The sequence below is a fragment of the Streptomyces sp. NRRL S-37 genome (genome assembly GCF_000721605.1).
Taxonomy (GTDB): domain Bacteria; phylum Actinomycetota; class Actinomycetes; order Streptomycetales; family Streptomycetaceae; genus Streptomyces.
Map to the genome: position 1 here is coordinate 109,544 of NZ_JOIZ01000001.1, position 19,345 is coordinate 128,888.

A 19,345-nucleotide genomic window follows, 5' to 3' on the forward strand; every position below is an offset into this window, starting at 1 on the left:
TCGGCACGTTCGTTCTCTCTGCGCACAGCCTGTCGGAGCATCCGGTCCGGTCCCACCGCGGGGGTCACAGTCATGCGTCGTCGTCTGCTCATCGGCCTCACGGCCCTGTCCGTCCTGACCGCCGCGACGGCCTGCGGCTCCTCCGACTCCGGTGGGTCGGACGGAGCCGGCTCGTCCGGCGGCACCACCAGCGTGACGGTGGGGCTGATCCCCATCGTCGACGTGGCGCCCCTGTACCTGGGCCAGAAGAAGGGATTCTTCAGCGAGCGCGGGCTGAAGCTCGAGTTCTCCAGCGCGCAGGGCGGCGCCGCCATCGTGCCCGGCGTGGCCAGCGGCCAGTTCGCGTTCGGGTTCTCCAACATGACCTCGCTGATGATCGCCCGGTCCAACAACGTGCCGGTGAAGGCGGTGGCGAACGGCATCGCCTCGACCGGTGTGGTGGGCAAGGACTTCGAGGCGCTCACCGTCAAGGACGACAGCCCCATCAGGTCGGCGAAGGAGCTGGAGGGCAGGAAGGTCGCCATCAACACCCTGAAGAACATCAACGAGACCGCGGTGCGCGCCTCGGTGCGCAAGGCGGGCGGCGACCCCGACAAGGTGGAGCTGGTCGAGCTGGCCTTCGACCAGATGCCGGCCGCGCTCGACGGCGGGCGGATCGACGCGGCGATGGTGGTGGAGCCGGCACTGGCCACGATCAAGAGCCAGGGCGGCCGCGAGATCGCCTCCCCCATGATCGACATCGCTCCGGAGCTCACCGTCGCCATGTACTTCACCTCCGTCAAGTACGCCCAGGAGAACCCGGAGACGGTGAAGAAGTTCCAGGAGGCCACCGCCGAGTCCCTCGCCTACGCCGACTCCCACCCCGACGAGGTGCGCGAGATCGTCACCACGTACACGAAGATCCCGGCCGACGTGCTGGCGAAGGTGACCCTGCCGAAGTGGCCGGCCGAGCCGAACCGCGCCTCCATCGAGGAACTGGCGGAACTGGGCGCCGAGGACGGGCTGTTCAAGCAGAATCCGGACCTGGACGAGCTGCTGCCGTGAGGGGAGCCGACGCCGCGCTCGGCGCGGCCGGGCTCGCGGCCTTTCTCCTGCTCGCGGAGGCGGTGCCGCGGCTCGGCCTGGTCGAGGAGGACTACTTCCCGCCGGTCACCCGGATCGCCGACGCCCTCGGCACGGAGCTCGCGGACGGCGCCTTCTGGACCGCGCTGGGTGACACCCTCACCGGCTGGGCGCTGGGTCTGGCGATCGCGGCCGGCGCGGGGATCGTCGCCGGGGTGGTCCTGTCGGTGGTGCCGTATCTGCGCGAGGCGACGGCGTCCACGGTCGAGTTCCTGCGCCCCATCCCGTCGGTCGCGCTGATCCCGCTGGCGGTGCTGCTGTACGGCACCGGACTGGAGTCGGTGCTGCTCCTCGTCGTGTACGCCTCCTTCTGGCAGGTGCTGATCCAGGTCCTGTACGGCGTCCAGGACGTCGACCCGGTCGCCGAGGAGACGGCACGGTCGTACGGGCTCGGCACCTGGGCCCGGGTCCGGCATGTGCTGTGGCCGACCGCGCTGCCGTATGTGATGACCGGGGTGCGGCTGGCGGCGGCGGTCGCGCTGATCCTCGCCGTCACCGCCGAACTCGTCATCGGCGCGCCGGGGCTGGGCGCGCGGATCGCGGTGGCGCAGACCTCGCAGGCGGTGCCCGAGATGTACGCGCTGATCGTCGTCACCGGTGTACTCGGGCTGCTGATCAACGTCGGGGCCCGGTCGGTGGAGCGGCGGGCGCTGGCCTGGCACCAGTCGGTGCGCGGGGAGGTGGCGGTGTGAGGCGGCTGCTGCTGCGGCTGGTGTTCGTGTTCGCGCTGCCGCTGGTGCTGGTGGCGGTGTGGTGGGTGTCCTCGGCCGGCAGCGAGGACGTGTACTGGCCGCCGCTGCGCACCATCCTGGAGACCTTCCCGGAGGTGTGGACCGGTGAGCGGTGGCGCGGTGACGTGCTGCCCAGCGTGCTGCGGCTGGCGGCGGGCTACGCCCTGGCGGCCGTCGTCGGTGTCGCGCTCGGCACGCTGATCGGCTCGTACCGGAGGGTGCGGGCGGTGTGCGAGCCGGTGCTCGAGTTCCTGCGGGCGGTGCCGCCGCCGGTGCTGGTGCCGGTGATCATGCTGTTCGCGGGCATCGGCGACACGATGAAGATCGTCGTCATCGCGAGCGGCTGTGTCTGGCCGGTGCTGCTCAACACCGTCGAGGGCGTGCGGGCGGTCGACGCGGTGATGGCCGAGACGGCCCGCTCGTACGGCATCAGGGGCGTCACCCGTCTGAAGGACGTGGTGCTGCCCTCGGCGAGCCCGCAGATCTTCGCGGGGCTGCGGCAGGCGCTGTCGATCGGGATCATCCTGATGGTGATCAGCGAGATGTTCGCCGCCAGCAACGGTCTCGGTTTCACCGTCGTGCAGTTCCAGCGCTCCTTCGCGATCCCGGACATGTGGACCGGCATCCTGCTGCTCGGTCTGCTCGGCTTCGTCCTCTCGGTCCTCTTCCAGCTGGTCGAGCGGCGGGTGCTCGGCTGGTACCACGGTCTGCGCGCCGCCGCCCGGCGGTCCCGGTGAATCTCGCGAAAGGGCGGTCGATGCTCGACGTACGCGGTCTGCGGAAGGTGTACGAGGGTGCGGGGCGGCACGTCGAGGCGGTGCGCGACCTGACCTTCACGGTGGCGGCCGGTGAACTGGTCTGCCTGGTCGGCCCGTCCGGCTGTGGCAAGACGACACTGCTGAAGTGCGTGGGCGGGCTGCTCGAACCGACGGCCGGTGAGGTGTTCCTGGCCGGGCGGAGGGTGGACGGTCCGCCGCCCGGGATGGCGTTCGTGTTCCAGGAGTACGGGCGCAGCCTGTTCCCGTGGATGCGGGTCGGGCAGAACGTCGGACTCCCGCTGAAGCAGAAGGACCTGGGCAAGGCGCGGCGCCGTGAGCTGGTCGCGGACGCCCTCGCCTCGGTGGGGCTCGCGGACGCGGCCGGGGCGTACCCGTGGCAGCTCTCGGGCGGTATGCAGCAGCGGGTGGCGATCGCGCGGGCGCTGGCGTACGAGCCCGAGGTGCTGCTGATGGACGAGCCGTTCGCGGCGGTCGACGCGCAGACCCGCGCCGATCTGGAGGACCTGGTACGGCGGTTGTGGCGGGAGCGCGGGATCACGGTCCTGTTCGTCACCCATGACATCGACGAGGCGGTGTACCTGGGCGAGCGGGTGATCGTGCTGTCGGCCTCCCCCACCGTCGTACAGGAGCAGCTGAAGGTCGATCTGCCGGCCGAGCGGGACCAGTTGAGCACCCGCGTGGCGCCGCGCTTCGCCGAGCTGCGGACCCATGTGTACGAGCGGATCCAGGCGGCGAAGCGCGGAGCCGGCACGGTCAGGAAAGATACGCCTCCACTTCACTGAACTGGGCCGCCGGCCAGCCGGTGTTGCCGGTGACGTGCAGCCGGACGTAGCGGAGGTCGCCGGTGACCGGGATGGTCACCGTGTTGCCGGTGGCCGGGTCGAAGCGGTAGTCCTTCGAGGCGACCACCGTCGAGTACGCCGAGCCGTCGGCGCTGCCCTGCACGGACAGGGTCTGGGTGCGGGCTCCCCACGCGGCCTGCGGGGGCAGTTTCAGCACCAGCCGGCGTACCGGCTGCCGGGAGCCGAGGTCGACCGTGAGGGACTGCGGGAAGGCGTGGTTGGCCGACTCCCAGTAGCTGTCGGCGTCCCCGTCGACCGCCTTGCCGGGGGTGTAGACGTCCTGGGAGCCGGTGGCGGTGGCCGGGCGGCCCTGGGCGAGGTTGCGGTCCGGGTCGGGGTCGGGGTTGCCCTGGCCGGGCTGGGGCCAGGTGGTGCAGTCGGACCAGGTGCTGCCCCAGCCGGAGTTGCCGCCGCCGTCGGTGACGGTGAAGGTGCCGGAGCCGGACGGGTAGGGGCAGTTGTAGACGCCGGCCGAGCCGACGCCGGTCGCCGTCACGTCGCGGAAGGTGGCGGCCCCCTGGGTCTCCGCCTGGACGACGACCGTGCCCACCTTGTTCACGGTGGCGCCGTCGACGGTGATGTTCTTCGCGGCGTGTCCGCGTCCGCTGCCCGAGACGAACTCGAAGGCGCTGTAGGGACTGTCGATGACGGTCGTGTCGGTGATCCGCACCTGTGCCTCGATGGCGCTGTCGTAGGAGTCGACGCGCAGGGCGCCCATCGGGTGGTTCCAGTTGGGGTTCATGGCGCCGGTGCGCACGAGGGTGTTGCCGTCGACGGTGATGGTGCCGGACAGCGGGTGGAAGGGGTCGAGGAACTTCTGGTTGGAGATGGCGATACCGCTGCCGAGGGCGTTGGTGTCGGAGATCAGGTTGTTCCGTACGGTGATGTCGGTGCCGCCGTAGATCGCGATGCCGTTGGCGAGGTTCGGCTGCGAGATGGTGTTGTTCTCGAAGCTGCTGTTCACGTCGGGGGCGTTCAGCGACCACATGGCGAGCGCGTCGTCGCCCTGGTTGCGCAGGAAGTTGTTGCGGACCTTCACTCCGCGCGCGTTGCCGTTGAGGTTGAGGCCGTCCGCGGTCATGTCGAGGAAGCGGTTGTTCTCGACGACGAGGTTGTCGTTGGTACCGGTCAGCCAGAGGCCGACCTTGAGGTGCTGGAGCCACATGCCGGAGACGGTGGAGTTCGGGCCGAGGGAGCCGTTGACGAAGTTGTCGGGGCTGGAGTCGACGCGTTCGGTGACCTCGCCGATGACGGCGAAGTCCTTGAGGTGGACGTTCCCGGCGGAGCCGGTCTGGTCGATGAAGCGGGAGCCGCGCACGATCGAGTGCCAGCTTCCGGCGCCCCGGATCGTGACGTTCTGGACGCCGTTGAGGGAGGAGGTGAGCCGGTACTCCCCCGGTGGGATCCAGACGGTGCCGCCCCGGGCGGCGGCGATCGCGGACCGGAAGGCCTGCGTGGAGTCGCCCTGTCCGCTCGGGTCGGCGCCGTGGTCGGTGACGGAGACGGCGCCGGAGGGTTTGGCGGCGGGGCCGGCGACCTGCTCGAAGTCGGCGACGTCGACGGTGACCTGGACGCCGGTGGCCTCCACGGCGACCTTGTCACCGGCCTGGAGGTCGCGTCCGAGCAGCATGCGGGTGTTGTCGTAGAGGTGGTGGGTCCTGGCGCCGGCGATCCAGGGGGTGTCGACATAGGAGTACTTGGAGGTGACGGGGAGGCTCTGGGCGAGTCTCTGGCCGTTGACGTGGACGGCGAGGCTGCCGGACTGGCCGTCGGGGACGCTGTAGGCGACGTTCACGGCGTTGGCCGCGCGGGGCACGGTGAACTCCACGCGCTGCCCGGCGGTGAGGCGCACCGCCTGGCGGCCGGAGGCCTCGGAGGCGAGGGTGCCCTGGGTGTGGTCGGGTCCGATCCTGGTGCCGGTGCCGGTGGCCGCCTCGGCCTCGACGGAGGTGAAGGGGAGGGTGGCGCCCGCCGCGGCGTGGGCGGGGGCGGGCGCGAGGGCGACGAGCATGCCGGCGGCGACGGCGACGACCGTACCGATGGCTGGCATGCTCCTGACAGTGGATCCGGTGCTCATGTGTGCTGGTCCCTTCGTGGTGGGGGCAGGGAAAGCTAGCCGCGCAACCAGACCGCGGTGTCCTTCGGCAGTCGTCCGTCGGGGTCCAGGGGGCCGCTGCCGAGGAGCAGAGCGGTGTGGGCGGGGAGGTCGACGGGCGTGTCCGCGAGGTTGACCACGCAGAGGACGCCGCCGTCGGCGCGGCTGAAGGCGAGGACGCCGTCGGCGGCGGGCAGCCAGGTGAGCGGGCCGTCGCCGAGGACGGGGCGCAGCCGGATCGCCTCACGGTAGAGGGCGAGCATCGAGCCGGGGTCCCCCTTCTGCCGGTCGGCCGCGTACGAGGCCCAGCCGGCGGGCTGCGGCAGCCACGGTTCGCCGCCGAACCCGGCGTGCGGTGCGCCGGCCGTCCACGGCAGTGGCACCCTGCACCCGTCGCGGCCGGGGTCGGTGCCGCCGGAACGGGCGTGCATGGGGTCCTCGATGCGGTCGAGGGGGATGTCGGCCTCGGGCAGTCCGAGTTCCTCGCCCTGGTAGACGTAGACCGCGCCGGGCAGGGCGAGGGAGAGCAGGGCGGCGGCGCGGGCCCGGCGGGTGCCGAGGGCGAGGTCGGTCGGGGTGCCGAAGGCCTTGGCGGCGAAGTCGAAGCCGGTGTCGGCGCGGCCGTAGCGGGTGACGGTGCGGGTGACGTCGTGGTTGCACAGCACCCAGGTGGCGGGGGCGCCGACCGGCGCGTGTTCGGCGAGGGTGTCCTCGATGGAGGTGCGCAGGCGGGCCGCGTCCCAGGGGCAGGTCATGAAGGAGAAGTTGAACGCGGTGTGCAGTTCGTCGGGGCGCAGGTAGCGGGCGAAGCGTTCGGTGTCGGGGAGCCAGACCTCGCCGACGAAGACGCCTCCGTACTCGTCGGCGACGGCCCGCCAGGCGCGGTAGACGTCGTGGAGTTCGCCGCGGTCGACATAGGGGTGCGGGTCGCGGCCCTCGACGAAGTCGGGCAGCCGGGGGTCCTTCACCAGCAGGGCGGCGGAGTCGATGCGGACGCCGGCCACTCCCCGCTCGAACCAGAAACGCAGGATGTCCTCGTGCTCCTGGCGGACGGCGGGATGGGCCCAGTTGAGGTCGGGCTGCTCGGGGGCGAACAGGTGGAGGTACCAGTCGCCGTCGTCCAGTCTGCTCCAGGCGGGGCCGCCGAACTCGGACTTCCAGTCGTTCGGGGGGAGTTCACCGTGCTCGCCGCGGCCGGGGCGGAAGTGGAACAGTTCCCGCTCGGGGCCGCCGGCGAGCGCGGCCCGGAACCAGGGGTGCTGGTCGGAGACGTGGTTCGGCACGATGTCGACGATCGTGCGGATGCCCAGGTGCCGTGCCTCGGCGATGAGTTTCTCGGCTTCGGCGAGGGTGCCGAAGGCCGGGTCGATCGTCCGGTAGTCGGCGACGTCGTAGCCGCCGTCCTTCATCGGGGACAGGTACCAGGGGTTGAACCACAGGGCGTCCACGCCGAGTCCGGCGAGGTACGGCAGTCTGGCGCGGACGCCGGCGAGGTCTCCGGTGCCGTCGCCGTCGCCGTCGGCGAAGCTGCGGACGTACACCTGGTAGATGACGGCGGAGCGCCACCAGTCGTCGTTCGGGGCAGGGGTGGGCTGTCCCACGGTGCGTGCCTTTCTCTTGTGCGGATGAGGTGCGGTGTCAGCCCTTGGTGCTGCCCGCGCTGATGCCGGCGATGATGTGCCGCTGGAAGACGAGGAACAGCGCGACCATGGGGATGCTGGCGATCACCATCGCGGCGATGAGCACGGTGAGCTGGATGTTCTGCGACAACTGCACGAGGGCCACGCTGATCGGCTGCTTGTCCGTGTCGGAGAAGACCATCAGCGGCCACAGGAAGTCCTGCCACACGGCGACCAGGGCGAAGATCGACACCACGCCGAGCACGGGCCGTGACATGGGCAGCACGACCGACCACAGGGTGCGCAGCTTCCCGGCGCCGTCCATCTCGGCGGCTTCGAGCACGTCCCTGGGCAGTTGGTCGAAGAACCGCTTGAGCAGGTAGAGGTTGAAGGCGTTGGCGACGGCAGGCAGCCAGATGGCGAGAGGGTCGTTGAGCAGGCCGAGGTCGGCCACGGTCAGGTACTTCGGTACGACGAGGGCCTGCGCCGGGACCATCAGGGTGGCGAGGATGCCGCCGAGGATCAGCGTGCCGAAGGCGGGCCGGAGCCTGGACAGGGCGTAGGCGGCGGCCGTGCAGAACACCAGTTGGAACAGCCAGGCGCCGGCCGCCTGCACCACCGTGTTCCACAGGTGGGTGGGCAGCTCCATCAGCTCCCAGGCGTCGGTGTAGCCGCTGGTGCTCCAGCTCTCCGGGACGAGGGTGGGCGGGGTGCGCGCCACCTCGTCCGGTGACTTCATCGCGCCGCTCGCCATCCAGTAGACGGGGAAGAGGAAGGCGAGCGCGAACAGCACGACGACGCCGGTGAACACGGTCCAGTAGACGGCCCTGCCGCGCGGGCGGGCCAGCACGGCCGGGGAGACGAGGGTGCGGGTGGTGCTGCTCATGCGGCCTCCTCTCCGGAGCGGGTGAGACGGAGGTAGACGGCGGAGAACGCGCCGAGCAGGGCGAGGAGCATCACGCTCAGCGCGCAGGCGCCGCCGAAGTCGTTGTAGAGGAAGGCGTACTTGTAGATGAGGTAGAGGACGGTCACGGTGGCGTTCTCGGGGCCGCCGCCGGTGATCACGAAGGGTTCGGTGAACACCTGCATGGTGGCGATGATCTGGAGCAGCATCAGCATGAGGATGACGAACCTGGTCTGCGGGACCGTCACATGGCGGATGCGCTGGAGCAGGCCCGCGCCGTCGAGTTCGGCGGCCTCGTACAGCTCGCCGGGGATGGACTGCAGGGCGGCGAGGTAGATGAGGACGGTGCCGCCCATGTTGGCCCAGGTGGCGACGATGACCAGGGAGATCAGTGCGGTGTCGGCGCCGTTGGACCAGTTCGAGGTGGGCAGGTGGAGGAAGCGCAGCGCCTCGTTGGCGAGGCCGGCGCCAGGATCGTAGAACCACTTCCACAGCAGGGCGCTGACCACCGGCGGGATCATCACCGGCAGGTAGACGACGACCCGGAAGAAGGCCTTGGCGTGCCGCAGTTCGTTGAGCACGAGGGCCAGGACGAAGGGGATCGCGAAGCCGATCAGCAGGGCGAGCAGGGTGAAGGTGAGCGTGTTGCGCCAGGCGGCGCCGAACTCGGGGTCGTTCAGGACCTGGGTGAAGTTGGTGGTGCCGACCCATTCGGGGTCGGAGCCCGGCGTGTACTTCTGGAAGGCGATCACGACGGCGCGGATCGCCGGGTACCAGGAGAACAGGGCGAAGCAGGCGAGTCCGCCGGCGAGGAAGCCGTAGGCGCGCAGGTGGTCGGTGAGGCGGCGCCGTCTCCGGTCCCCTGCCGGGGACGGCGCCTTCACCGGTCGGATCCGCGGGGCCGCGGGCGGCCGTTCAACCGTCTTCGTCACCGGTCAGCTCCGGGCCAGGATGCCGTCGATCTTGCCGGAGGCGTCCTCGAGGAGCCGGTCGATGTCCGCGTCCTCCTGGGTGAGGACGGCGGAGACGACACCGTCGAGGACGGAGTAGAGCTGCTGGGCGTGCGGCGGCTCGATCTTCATCTCCAGTTGCTGATTGCCGTCGAGGAAGGCCTGGTAGTTCTCCACCGGGACGTTGGCGTTGGCCTTCTTGACCTGCTGGTCCTTGTCGTCGGCGGCGCCGGTGAAGAGGCGGGGTTCGGGCAGGCCGACGGGGGCGTCGTTCTTCTTGGCGCGGGCGTAGTCGCCGAGGAATCCGTCGCCGGGGGTGAGGAACATGTGGTCGAGCCACTTGAGGCCGGCGCGGATCTGTTCGGGTGAGGCGTTCTTGTGGAACATGTAGCCGTCGCCGCCGATGAGGGTGCCTTCGCCGCCGGGCATGGGGGCGAGGGCGATGTTCTCGTACGCGGCGCCCTTCTCCTTGACGAGGATGGGGATGTTGTCGGGGGCGGCGAGGTACATGCCGAGTTTGCCGGCGCCCATCATCTGCTGGACGTCGTTGATGACGAGCAGTTGCTTGCTGCCCATCGACTCGTCCTTCCACCGCATGTCGTGGAGGGTCCGGAGCACGGCACGGCCCTCGGGGGTGTCGATGGTGGCCTTCTCGCCGTCGGCGCTGACCACGTCGCCGCCCTGGGAGTAGAGCTCGGCGGTGAAGTGCCAGCCGCCCTGGTTCTGGGCGCTGTAGTCGGCGTAGCCGACGGTGCCGTCGCCGAGTGCGGTGATCTTCTTGGCGGCGGTGCGGACCTCGGCCCAGGTGGTGGGCGGCCGGTCCGGGTCGAGGCCGGCCTTTTCGAAGAGGTCCCGGTTGTAGATCAGGCCCATGGAGTAGCCGGTGCGCGGGATGCCGTAGACCTTGCCGTCGACGGTGTAGATGTCGCGGAGCTGCTGCTGGATGGTGTCGTAGCTCTTCAACTCCTTGACGTACGGGGTGAGATCGGCGGCCTGGTTGATGTCGACGACGTGCTTGGCGTCGGTGAAGTACGTGTAGAAGACGTCCTCCATCTGTCCGCCGGCGAGTTTGGCGTCGAACGTCTTCGGGTCCTGGCACGGGAAGGCGTCGTGCGGGACGACGTCGATGCCGGGGTTCTTCTTCTCGAAGGCGGCGATGTCCTCCTCGAAGAACCGCCGGTCGACCTTGGCGCTCTTGGGCGGCATGCAGTTGACGGTGATGCGGGTCTTGCCGCCTGCGGTGTCGTCGCCGTCCGAGCCGCAGGCGGTGAGCGCGAGCGCGCCGACGCCTAGCGCGACGAGGGTACGACGGATCCCGGTGTTTCTCATCGGTGGACCCCTTAAGGGACAGGAGTGAGTGAACCCCTCGGAACAGGAGCGGTGGGCGGGGCACACTCAAGCACCGACGACATCGGTCCGCAAGATGTCGCGCAGAATGTGAAATTATTCGACAGCGGAGTGGATCTCAGGGACGAGGCGCCTGGGCGGTCGACCCCCGCACCACCAGCTCGGGTTCGAAGAGCAGCTCCTCGGGAGCCACGGTGCTGCCGCTGATCTGCGCGTTCAGCAGCTCCACGACCGCCTTGCCCATGGCCTCGATGGGCTGCCGGACGGTGGTGAGCGGGGGCTCGGTGCAGTTCATCAGCGCCGAGTCGTCGTAACCGACGACGGATATCCGTCCGGGGACGTCGAGTCCCTTGCGGCGGGCGGCCCGTACGACACCGAGGGCGAGGGGGTCGCTGGCGCAGATGAAGCCGGTGACGCCCCGGTCGATGAGCCGGGAGGCGGCGGCGTGACCGCCCTCGATGGAGAACATGGCGCGGGCGACGTGCTCTTCGGGCACCTCGCCGGCGACCGCGCGGGCGGCGGCCAGCTTACGGGCCGAGGGCACGTGGTCGCCGGGGCCGAGCACCAGCCCGATGCGCTCGTGGCCGAGCGAGGCCAGGTGCCGCCAGGCCTGCTCCACGGCCACGGCGTCGTCGCACGACACGGCGGGGAAGCCGAGGTGCTCGATGGCCGCGTTGACGAGGACGACCGGGATGTTGCGCTCGGCGAGCCGCCGGTAGTGGTCGTGGGGGGCGTCGGCCTGGGCGTACAGGCCGCCGGCGAACACCACGCCGGACACCTGCTGCTGGAGCAGCAGGTCCACGTAGTCCGCCTCGGAGACACCGCCCCGCGTCTGGGTGCACAGCACCGGCGTGAGACCGAGCTGGGCCAGCGCGCCGCCGATGACCTCCGCGAAGGCCGGGAAGATCGGGTTCTGCAGCTCGGGCAGGACCAGGCCGACCAGCCGGGCGCGCTCACCGCGGAGCTGGGTGGGCCGTTCGTAGCCGAGCACGTCCAGGGCGGAGAGCACCGCCTGCCGGGTGGCCTCGGAGACCCCGGGCTTGCCGTTGAGCACCCGGCTGACCGTGGCCTCGCTGACCCCGACCTTCTTCGCCACCACAGCAAGTCGTCGCGTCATGCACGCAAGAGTAGCGCAAGAAACGCAAGCGGCTTGCGTTGCGACGCAAATTTCCGGTCAGTGTGCCGCCCGGAGCCCTCGGACATGTCCGAGGTGGCAGGTCGTCACGGCTCGTACCGTCTCCGTGTCCCGGACGAGCGGCGCGTCGAGCAGCTCCAGATGCTCCTCGGCGATCAGCGCCGCCCGCAGCGCGTCCGCGACCCGCTCACGGTAGCCGGGCCTGCGGCCGCCCGGATCGGAGAGGGCGGTGTTCGGGGGAAGAGGGCGGACATCGCCGGTGAAGGGCCGCCTCAGCCGGTGGAGCGGACCACTCTCAGGTGGGAGGCGGCGCGGCGGCGCCCTCGCCCCCCGGACGGGGTACGGCGCGCCTCGCGCAGGACCAGCGTCAGCCGGGTGCAGTTCATGTCCTGGAGGGCCGGGGTCGTCTCCGTGACGATCCGGCAGTCCGTGGCGCCCCAGCGCGGGTCGGGGTGCAGCAACGGCCGTACGGCGCCGTCGTGTTCGGCGGCCTGTTCGCCGACGGCCCGCAGCCAGTGCGGCAGTCCGTGCCGGTAGGCGGCCTCCATGATGGGGTCCTGGGCGATGTCGCGGCGGATGGCCGCCAGGCCGTGGTCGTGGCCGTACCGTTCGACGGTCCCGGCGAAGTGGGCCAGCATCGGCAGGCACCAGCTCGACTCGTGGTCGCCGAGCACCGTGGCCGCGTCCGGGTGGAAGAGGACGAACCGGAGGAAGTTGTCGGCGGGCAGGGCCGTGGGGTGCGGCTCCACACCCTGGAAGAGCGTCCGGAAAGCGGTGTTGGTGAGCAGCACGTCCCAGCGGTGGTCGACCACCAAGGAGGGAAAGGGGACCGCCTCCAGGAGGACGGCGTAGTCCCGTAGATAGGCCTGGGCCCCGGGAGTCCCGGGGACGGGCCGCGGTACCGGCCGCTGCCCTCCTGCCTGATGTGCCATCGGGAGGTCACCCCTCTTGCCTGTGCGGCCCTGACGCGGCGCCCCGATCCTGCTGCCCGCACGCGAGGCGTGTCAACTATCGTGGCATTTCATGCCGGTCGACGGCTGAAATTGGCCACAGTTGTGGCGAGACCTGGATGTGAGTTCGAGGCAACGGCTAGTCTCCGTGAGGTTCACGGCAATCGCTTGTGAGAAGCCTGTGAGAGACGTAGGAGATCTTTCGGTGACGGGTGGCTTCGAGGGTCCGGACGCCACGCCGACGGCCGCGCTGCCGGCCGTCGTCGCCCGCGTCACCGCACTCGCCGACCGGCTCGGTGTGGCGCACACCGAGGTCTTCGACGTCGGCCGGCTGTCCGCCGCCTCCGGTGTCCCCGAGTCCGTGGTCAAGGCGCTGCTGAGCGGCCGGTCCGCGGGTGAGCCCGATGTGCAGGCGCGGTTCGTGCAGCGGCTGGACCTGCTGCGCCGCACCCGGCTGAAGCCGAACGGCCGCAAGTACACGCAGCAGGAGATCGCCGACGGCGCGGGCATGTCCCGGCAACAGGCCGGAGCGCTGATCAACGGTGACCGGCGCCCGACCATGGAGCACTGCGACGCCATCCAGCGGTTCTTCCGGGTGCACGCCGGTTTCCTCACCGCCGAGGACCCCGAGGCGCTCGCGGGCGCGCTCCAGCACACCGAGCAGGAACTGCTGCAGAAACTCGCGGACCGGGAGCGGGCGGCGGCGGCACCGGCCGACGACCCGCTGGAGCGGCTGCTGCGGGACCACGGGGTGCGCCAGATCGCCTGGCGGGCCGCCCAGCTGCCCACCGACCAGCACCGCGACAAGGTCGCGGAGTGGCTGGACATGCTCCTGGAGAGCGTCCAGCGCCCCAGGACCTGACCCGGGGGGCGACGCGCCGCCCGTACGGCGGGTTCCCGGCGGAGCCGACGCTTCCTGGCGCGGCCGGCCGATCCGTACACGGCTCCGCGCGAGATGGTGAGCGGACACCGCGGCCGATCCGTACGGCGCTCCTCCCACCCGGGACGACGAGCGGGCTGTGACTCGGCACGGCGGGAGCGGGACCGCGAAGCGGGACGAGGCGTCACCGGGGTACCCGAGGTCACAGAGCCCGGCGGACGAACCGGCCCCCGGCGGAACCCCGCTGCGGACCGGTACGGCGGAGCCGGGGCCGCGGGGCGGGACGAGGCGTCACCGGGGTGCCCGGGGTCACGGGGCCGGGCGGGCACGCCCCGGCGTGTGTGCCCGCCGGGCGGGCGAACCGGCCCCCGGCGGGACCCGGCTGTCAGTGGCGGGCGGCAAGCTGGAGGCGACGTGTGACCGATCTCGACACGGGGAGAGCCGAGCGATGTCCACCGCCGTACCGACCGACCGCGAGCGCACCGCCGTCCAGGCCTATCTGCGGCTGCTGAACACGGTGCGCGCCGCCCTCGACGCCCAGTCGGGCCCGCCGGGGCCCGTCGGGCCCCCGATGGTGCCGCCCTCCGTGCTCGCCGAGGCGGAGACCGCCCTGGCCCGGGCGGGCCTGACCGGCAACGAGGAGGTGTTCTTCCGGATGCTGCGCGACTGGCACGCCGAGCCGTAGGAGGGGTGCCCTCTAACCGTGCGGGACGGTGACCGCCGTCGCGACCAGGTCCTTCCCGGTGATCCAGCGGCCGGTGAAGTGGTCGACCACCCGGGTGCCGACGCGCGGGCCGGGGACCAGGAGGGTGGCCCGGAAGCCGCCGCGGGTGTGGTCGCCGGGGTCGGCGAAGAAGTCGAGGTCGGCCTCCATGAAGTCCAGCCACTTCCCGGTGAGCGGGAACCACGCCTTGTAGACGGACTCCTTGGCGCTGAACAGCAGCCGGTCCCAGTGCACGGCGGGCAGTTCACCGGCCAGGGCGCCGATCCGCGCCGCCTCCCGCGGCAGCGCCACGGAGGACAGGACGCCCTCGGGCAGCGGGGCGTGAGGCTCCGCGTCGATGCCGAGGGACGCCAGATCGGCGGCGCGCACCAGGGCGGCGGCACAGTAGCCCTGGCAGTGGGTCATGCTGCCGGCCAGCCCGTCGGGCCAGACGGGGGCGCCCCGCTCACCGGGCAGCACCGGCTGCGCGGGCACGCCCAGCTTGTCCATGGCGCGGCGGGCACAGGAGCGTACGGCGGTGAACTCCCTGCGGCGCTTGGCGACGGCGCGCTCCAGCAGCGCCTCCTCCTCGGGATACAGCGGGGCGTCGACGCCCTCGTCGCCGTAGGCCTCGACGGCCACCACCGTCTGCGGCAGCAGTTCCTCGATCATCGCCCCTCGCCCTCCCGCGGCACGATCCGGCGCAGCCGCCCCGGCGGCTCTTTCCGCTTGCGCCATTCACGCGGATAGCCCACCGAGACCTCCTCGAAGCGGACACCGTCCTGCCGGGTGGACCGGGGGATGTGCAGATGGCCGTAGACCATGGTGTGGACGGGGAACCGCCGGTGCCAGTCGTCGGTGAGCACGGTGCCGCACCACATGGCGAACTCGGGGTACCACAGGACCTCCGTCGGATGGCGGTGCAGCGGCCAGTGGTTGACCAGGACGAGCGGCAGTCCGTCCGGCACCTCGGCCAGCCGGCGTTCGGTCTCGGCGACCCGGGCCCGGCACCAGGCCTCCCGGCTCGGGTACGGGTCGGGGTGCAGCAGCATTTCGTCGGTGCAGACGACCCCGGTGCCGTGGGCGTACTTCAGTCCCTCGTCCTTGGTGGCGCACCCGGGCGGCAGGAACGAGTAGTCGTACAGCAGGAACAGCGGTGCGACGGCGACCGGGCCGCCGGGGCCGTCCCAGACGGGGTAGGGGTCCTCGGGTGTGATCACCCCGAGGTCGCGGCACTGCTCGACCAGATGGCCGTAGCGGGCGACGCCGCGCAGGGTGACCGAGTCGCTCGGATGGGTCCACAGCTCGTGGTTTCCGGGCGCCCAGACGACCTTGGCGAACCGGCCGGCCAGGGTCTTGAGGGCCCAGTGGATGTCCTCCACGGTATCCGCGACGTCACCGGCCACGATCAGCCAGTCCTCGTCCGACTCGGGCCGCATGCCGTCGACCAGGGCACGGTTCTCGGCGTAGCTGATGTGCAGGTCGCTGATGGCCCACAGCTGTTTGCCGCCGTCTGTCCCCGACATCACCCGTCTCCCCTCCAGCCGTCGGACCCGCCTTCCCGAAGAAGATCACATCCGTGCCGCCGGAACAAGCACGACCCTCACTCGGGTGTGGTACGGGAACGGCTCTCGAAGCCCTATGATCTGCCCCATCACCACCGCCGTGAAACGTCCTGTGCCCAGGGCGGTTAGGTGACCCTCCACACACCTGCCCGGGCAACGGGTCACTTACCCCTGCCCGCGACCCTCGGAAGGCGGCCTGCATGGTCTCTCGCGTACGCGTCTGGCTCAACCGCACGTACGCGGAGAACGTGTTCTTCATGGATCAGCTGCGGAGAAATCCCGGCGACCGGGCCGTCGAGATCCACGCCACCCACGGCGACCCCGACTCCCCCGTGCTGGCCGCCGCCGACACCGCCGAACTCGAACCCGAGGGGCTGTCCCCGGCGGCGTACGTCGAGTACGCGCTCGCCCAGTGCGAGCGGCGCGGCATCGACGTGTTCGTGCCCCGGCTGCACCAGGCGGCGATCGTCGCGCACCGCGCCGAGTTCGAGGCGGTCGGTACGGCGCTGCTGGCGCCGCCGCCCGAGGCGGTGGCCGTGTTCCACGACAAGGTGATCGCCTATGAGGCGGTCCAGGCGATCGGGGTTCCCGTACCGCCGTGGTGGCGGGTCCGTAGCGCGGACGAACTCGTCGCGGCTGTCGACGAGTTGGAGGCGGGCGGATACCGGGCCTGTTTCAAGCCCGCGTCCGGCGCGGGCGGGGTGGGCTTCCGCGTGATCACTCGCGCGCCCTTCTCGCTCACCCAGTTGGGCGGCTTCCCGAGCCCGTATGTGCCGCTCGGCCTGGTGCTGGACGCCCTGCGGGAGGCCGACGAGCCGGTGGACTGGCTGGTGATGCCCCGGCTGGAACAGCCCGAGGTGTCGGTGGACTGTCTCACCGGCACCGACAACCGGATCCGGCTGGCGGTGGGGCGCACCAAGAACGGCCGGCGCAGGGGCTTCACGCTGCACGAGCGGTGGCTGGAGCCGGCCCGGCGGATCGCGGAGGGCTTCGGACTGCACTATCTGTCCAACATCCAGTTCCGGATGCTGGGCGAGCGGCCCGTGCTCATGGACGTCAACACCCGGCCGGCGGGCGGGCTGCACCAGTTGTCGCTGTGCGGGGTGAACGCCCCGTGGGCCGCCGTGCGGCTGGCGCTCGGCGAGGACCCGGGCGAGCTGGCGCCGCCGTTCCTGGCCCAGGACTACACGGTGGTGTCGGGTCCGCGTCCGCTGCTGCCGGTGACGTTGCCGCAGCAGCGTGCCGACGTGCCCACGGCCGCGCCCGCGCTGGGTGCCGTACCGGCTCAGGCCGCGCCCGTGGAGCCGCGGACGGCGACCGGGGCACGCGCGTAGAAATTTTTTCGGGGAATTTCCGCCGGGGGTGTATCAGGGGCCGGACCACGTGCTCTTGATGGTGAAGGCGACTTGGGGAAGCCGCCGGGGGGGGAAGCACGGGGGAACGGGGGGCTCGGGTCGGTCGGCCGCTGTCACGGGGGGCGACCGGCCGGCCCGAAGCCGTGTGCCGTGCCGGCTAGCCGAGGTAGGCAAGGCCGGGGTGGACGGCGGTGTAGCCGTCGACGAGACGACGGGCCACGTTCACCGAGTCGACGAGCGGATGCAGCGCGAACGCCTTGACGGCCGTCGCGCGGGAACCCGACCGGGCGGCGGCGAGCACCTCGCGCTCGACGGCCTTGACGGCGCAGACCAGACCGGTGGCGTGGCCGGGCAGCGGGTCGACGGAGACCGGATGCGCGCCACTGGCGTCCACCAGGCAGGGGACCTCGATGACGGCGTCCGCGTCCAGGGGAGCCAGGGTGCCGCGGTTGCGGACGTTGAGGATCAGGGTGGCGCGTTCGTCGCGGGCGATCGCCCGCATCAGGGCGAGCGCCACGTCCTCGTAGCCGCCGGACAGGTCCTCGGCCTCGCGTTCGCCCGCACCGGCCGCCTCCCGGTTCTCGGCCATGTAGGTGGCCTCGCGTTCGGCGCGGGTGCGGTTCCACAGCTCCAGGGCGGGCACGCCGGGGTCGGCCACCCCGGCGTAGAACCGCGCCTGCTGGTCGCGGAGGAACGCGCCCCGGGTCCGCTCCGCCTCCTGGTAGGCGCGTACGGCCTCGCGGTTGAAGTAGTAGTAGTGCAGGTACTCGTTGGGGATCGCGCCCAGGGACCGCAGCCAGTCGGCGCCGAAGAGCCTGCCCTCCTCGAAGGAGCCGAGCAGGACGGGGTCGGCGAGCAGGCGCGGGAGTTCGTCGCGGCCGGCGATCCGCAGACCGCGCACCCAGCCGAGGTGGTTGAGGCCGACGTAGTCGATCCACGCCTCCCGCGGGCGCGCGCCGAGCGCCCGGGCGATACGGCGGCCGAGGCCGACCGGTGAGTCGCAGATGCCGATGACGCGGTCGCCGAGGTGGCGGGACATGGCCTCGGTGACCAGGCCGGCGGGGTTGGTGAAGTTGATGACCCAGGCGTCGGGGGCGAGGCGGGCCACCCGCCGGGCGATGTCGACGGCGACGGGCACGGTGCGCAGACCGTAGGCGATGCCGCCCGCGCCGACCGTCTCCTGGCCGAGCACGCCCTCGGCGAGGGCGACCCGTTCGTCGTCCGCCCTGCCCTCGAGGCCGCCCACGCGGATCGCGGAGAAGACGAACGCGGCGCCGCGCAGCGCCTCGTCGAGGTCGGTGGTGAAGGCCACCTCGGGCGCGTCGGGCACACCGGAGGCCTGTTCGGCCAGTACCCGGGCGATCGCGCGCAGCCGCCCGGCGTCCACGTCGTGCAGGACGACACGGGTCACCCGGCCCTCGGCACGGTCCTTGAGCAGTGCCCCGTACACCAGCGGCACCCGGAATCCCCCACCGCCCAGAATCGTCAGCTTCACATCCGCACCTTCCCACCACGACGAACCGGGACGACCCTACTCGCGGCGCGACCGCGCCGGAGTACGCTCCGCCGACCCGACCCACCGGAGGACAGCCGGACATGACCAGCCGCTCCGCGTCCGACCGTCTGCTGTCCGTGCTCGCGGCCTTCGACCACGCGCACCCGGCGCTGACGCTGACGGACATCAGCCGCCGGGCCGGGCTCACGCTGACCACCGCGCACCGGCTCGTGGGCGAGCTCGCCCGGTGGGGCGCGCTGGAGCGGGACGCGTCGGGGACGTACCACGTCGGGCTGCGGCTGTGGGAGCTGGCCGCGCTCGCCCCGCGCGGGCCGGCGCTGCGGCAGGCCGCGCTGCCGTACCTGGAGGACCTGTACGAGGCGACGCACGAGAACGTGCAGCTGGCGGTGCGCGACGGGGGTGAGGTCGTCTACACCGAGTGGCTGTCGGGGCGTTCGTCGGTCGGCGTGCGCATACGGGTCGGCGCCCGCTGGCCGCTGCACGCCACCGGGGTCGGCCTCGTCCTGCTCGCGCACAGCGACGCCGGCTTCCAGGAGGAGTACTGCGCGGGCCCGCTCGCCGCCTTCACCCCGTACACGATCACCGGACCGGAGCCGCTGCGCCGGGTACTGGCCGAGGTACGGCGCTCGGGCGTCGCGGTGAGCGACCGTCAGGTCACCCCGGACGCGCTGTCGGTGGCGGCGCCCGTACGCGGCCCCGACGGCACGGTCACCGCCGCGGTGTCGGTCGTCGTCCCCCACTCCGACGCCCGTGTCCCCGCCCTGGTCCCGGTCCTGCGTCTCACGGCCCGCGGCATCTCCAGGGCCCTGGGCTGGCACCCGGACGTCCCGGCTCCCGCCGGAGACGCCTGAA

General features: G+C 71.5%; 18 protein-coding genes. 8 read left to right on the forward strand and 10 right to left on the reverse strand.

Going from position 1 to position 19,345, the window contains the following annotated elements:
- Nucleotides 1-72: 72 nt before the first annotated feature.
- From IH50_RS0100475 to IH50_RS0100490, 4 genes are read left to right on the forward strand one after another with little or no spacing between them, the layout of a single operon-like run.
- On the forward strand, nucleotides 73-1,044 hold the full coding sequence (locus tag IH50_RS0100475; protein WP_030856009.1) for an ABC transporter substrate-binding protein: 972 nt from the start codon (nucleotides 73-75) through the stop codon (nucleotides 1,042-1,044).
- Nucleotides 1,041-1,814, forward strand: coding sequence for an ABC transporter permease (locus IH50_RS0100480; protein WP_030856011.1), 774 nt, complete (start codon nucleotides 1,041-1,043; stop codon nucleotides 1,812-1,814). The genes IH50_RS0100475 and IH50_RS0100480 overlap by 4 nt, the downstream gene beginning before the upstream one ends.
- Nucleotides 1,811-2,590 (forward strand): ABC transporter permease, encoded by a 780-nt coding sequence (locus IH50_RS0100485; RefSeq protein WP_030856013.1) that lies wholly within the window; start codon nucleotides 1,811-1,813, stop codon nucleotides 2,588-2,590. Before IH50_RS0100480 ends, IH50_RS0100485 begins: the two co-directional genes overlap by 4 nt.
- Before the next feature lie 20 nt (nucleotides 2,591-2,610).
- Complete coding sequence (locus IH50_RS0100490) at nucleotides 2,611-3,414, forward strand: ABC transporter ATP-binding protein (RefSeq protein ID WP_051767113.1); 804 nt, start codon at nucleotides 2,611-2,613, stop codon at nucleotides 3,412-3,414.
- On the opposite strand, the gene IH50_RS0100495 is transcribed toward IH50_RS0100490, so the two are convergent.
- The 7 genes from IH50_RS0100495 to IH50_RS0100525 form a co-directional block, all read right to left on the reverse strand.
- The gene (locus IH50_RS0100495; RefSeq protein ID WP_420708977.1) at nucleotides 3,386-5,524 is read right to left on the reverse strand and encodes a discoidin domain-containing protein; all 2,139 of its coding nucleotides are present in this window, start codon (nucleotides 5,522-5,524) and stop codon (nucleotides 3,386-3,388) included. The genes IH50_RS0100490 and IH50_RS0100495 overlap by 29 nt on opposite strands.
- A 62-nt stretch (nucleotides 5,525-5,586) precedes the next feature.
- A complete protein-coding gene (locus IH50_RS0100500; RefSeq protein WP_030856021.1) occupies nucleotides 5,587-7,170 on the reverse strand; it encodes a glycoside hydrolase family 13 protein in 1,584 nt (527 codons plus the stop codon).
- A gap of 37 nt (nucleotides 7,171-7,207) precedes the next feature.
- Nucleotides 7,208-8,074, reverse strand: coding sequence for a carbohydrate ABC transporter permease (locus tag IH50_RS0100505; RefSeq protein ID WP_030856024.1), 867 nt, complete (start codon nucleotides 8,072-8,074; stop codon nucleotides 7,208-7,210).
- The gene (locus IH50_RS0100510; protein WP_030856026.1) at nucleotides 8,071-9,024 is read right to left on the reverse strand and encodes a carbohydrate ABC transporter permease; all 954 of its coding nucleotides are present in this window, start codon (nucleotides 9,022-9,024) and stop codon (nucleotides 8,071-8,073) included. Before IH50_RS0100510 ends, IH50_RS0100505 begins: the two co-directional genes overlap by 4 nt.
- A gap of 3 nt (nucleotides 9,025-9,027) precedes the next feature.
- Nucleotides 9,028-10,371, reverse strand: coding sequence for an ABC transporter substrate-binding protein (locus IH50_RS0100515; RefSeq protein WP_030856029.1), 1,344 nt, complete (start codon nucleotides 10,369-10,371; stop codon nucleotides 9,028-9,030).
- 136 nt (nucleotides 10,372-10,507) lie between these two features.
- Nucleotides 10,508-11,506 (reverse strand): LacI family DNA-binding transcriptional regulator, encoded by a 999-nt coding sequence (locus IH50_RS0100520; RefSeq protein ID WP_030856032.1) that lies wholly within the window; start codon nucleotides 11,504-11,506, stop codon nucleotides 10,508-10,510.
- 290 nt (nucleotides 11,507-11,796) lie between these two features.
- Complete coding sequence (locus IH50_RS0100525; protein ID WP_030856034.1) at nucleotides 11,797-12,456, reverse strand: hypothetical protein; 660 nt, start codon at nucleotides 12,454-12,456, stop codon at nucleotides 11,797-11,799.
- 223 nt (nucleotides 12,457-12,679) lie between these two features.
- On the opposite strand from IH50_RS0100525, the gene IH50_RS0100530 reads away from it, so the two are divergent.
- Nucleotides 12,680-13,336 carry a helix-turn-helix domain-containing protein gene (locus IH50_RS0100530; RefSeq protein WP_030856036.1) on the forward strand — a complete coding sequence of 219 codons (657 nt, stop codon included), beginning with the start codon at nucleotides 12,680-12,682 and terminating at the stop codon, nucleotides 13,334-13,336.
- 466 nt (nucleotides 13,337-13,802) lie between these two features.
- On the forward strand, nucleotides 13,803-14,039 hold the full coding sequence (locus tag IH50_RS0100535; protein ID WP_030856037.1) for a hypothetical protein: 237 nt from the start codon (nucleotides 13,803-13,805) through the stop codon (nucleotides 14,037-14,039).
- A gap of 12 nt (nucleotides 14,040-14,051) precedes the next feature.
- On the opposite strand, the gene IH50_RS0100540 is transcribed toward IH50_RS0100535, so the two are convergent.
- Together IH50_RS0100540 and IH50_RS0100545 are read right to left on the reverse strand one after the other, a co-directional pair.
- The gene (locus IH50_RS0100540; RefSeq protein ID WP_030856039.1) at nucleotides 14,052-14,729 is read right to left on the reverse strand and encodes a 4'-phosphopantetheinyl transferase family protein; all 678 of its coding nucleotides are present in this window, start codon (nucleotides 14,727-14,729) and stop codon (nucleotides 14,052-14,054) included.
- Nucleotides 14,726-15,583 (reverse strand): metallophosphoesterase family protein, encoded by an 858-nt coding sequence (locus tag IH50_RS0100545; protein ID WP_030856040.1) that lies wholly within the window; start codon nucleotides 15,581-15,583, stop codon nucleotides 14,726-14,728. The genes IH50_RS0100540 and IH50_RS0100545 overlap by 4 nt, the downstream gene beginning before the upstream one ends.
- A 239-nt stretch (nucleotides 15,584-15,822) precedes the next feature.
- Here IH50_RS0100545 and IH50_RS0100550 point away from each other — a divergent pair, with 239 nt between their 5' ends.
- The gene (locus tag IH50_RS0100550; RefSeq protein ID WP_030856042.1) at nucleotides 15,823-16,956 is read left to right on the forward strand and encodes an ATP-grasp domain-containing protein; all 1,134 of its coding nucleotides are present in this window, start codon (nucleotides 15,823-15,825) and stop codon (nucleotides 16,954-16,956) included.
- Between the two features lie 178 nt (nucleotides 16,957-17,134).
- On the opposite strand, the gene IH50_RS0100555 is transcribed toward IH50_RS0100550, so the two are convergent.
- On the reverse strand, nucleotides 17,135-18,472 hold the full coding sequence (locus tag IH50_RS0100555) for a 6-phospho-beta-glucosidase (RefSeq protein WP_030856045.1): 1,338 nt from the start codon (nucleotides 18,470-18,472) through the stop codon (nucleotides 17,135-17,137).
- Between the two features lie 101 nt (nucleotides 18,473-18,573).
- On the opposite strand from IH50_RS0100555, the gene IH50_RS0100560 reads away from it, so the two are divergent.
- Entirely contained in the window at nucleotides 18,574-19,344 is a 771-nt protein-coding gene (locus IH50_RS0100560) for an IclR family transcriptional regulator (protein ID WP_030856048.1), read from the forward strand.
- The last annotated feature ends 1 nt before the right edge of the window (nucleotide 19,345 follow it).

Excerpts from the sequence above, each read along its gene's own strand:
- IH50_RS0100475 (WP_030856009.1), top strand. The coding sequence starts at position 73 with ATGCGTCGTCGTCTGCTCATCGGCCTCACGGCCCTGTCCGTCCTGACC.
- IH50_RS0100490 (WP_051767113.1), top strand. The coding sequence starts at position 2,611 with ATGCTCGACGTACGCGGTCTGCGGAAGGTGTACGAGGGTGCGGGGCGG.
- IH50_RS0100495 (WP_420708977.1), bottom strand. The coding sequence starts at position 5,524 with ATGCCAGCCATCGGTACGGTCGTCGCCGTCGCCGCCGGCATGCTCGTC.
- IH50_RS0100505 (WP_030856024.1), bottom strand. The coding sequence starts at position 8,074 with ATGAGCAGCACCACCCGCACCCTCGTCTCCCCGGCCGTGCTGGCCCGC.
- IH50_RS0100515 (WP_030856029.1), bottom strand. The coding sequence starts at position 10,371 with ATGAGAAACACCGGGATCCGTCGTACCCTCGTCGCGCTAGGCGTCGGC.
- IH50_RS0100520 (WP_030856032.1), bottom strand. The coding sequence starts at position 11,506 with ATGACGCGACGACTTGCTGTGGTGGCGAAGAAGGTCGGGGTCAGCGAG.
- IH50_RS0100525 (WP_030856034.1), bottom strand. The coding sequence starts at position 12,456 with ATGGCACATCAGGCAGGAGGGCAGCGGCCGGTACCGCGGCCCGTCCCC.
- IH50_RS0100535 (WP_030856037.1), top strand. The coding sequence starts at position 13,803 with ATGTCCACCGCCGTACCGACCGACCGCGAGCGCACCGCCGTCCAGGCC.
- IH50_RS0100540 (WP_030856039.1), bottom strand. The coding sequence starts at position 14,729 with ATGATCGAGGAACTGCTGCCGCAGACGGTGGTGGCCGTCGAGGCCTAC.
- IH50_RS0100545 (WP_030856040.1), bottom strand. The coding sequence starts at position 15,583 with ATGTCGGGGACAGACGGCGGCAAACAGCTGTGGGCCATCAGCGACCTG.
- IH50_RS0100550 (WP_030856042.1), top strand. The coding sequence starts at position 15,823 with ATGGTCTCTCGCGTACGCGTCTGGCTCAACCGCACGTACGCGGAGAAC.
- IH50_RS0100560 (WP_030856048.1), top strand. The coding sequence starts at position 18,574 with ATGACCAGCCGCTCCGCGTCCGACCGTCTGCTGTCCGTGCTCGCGGCC.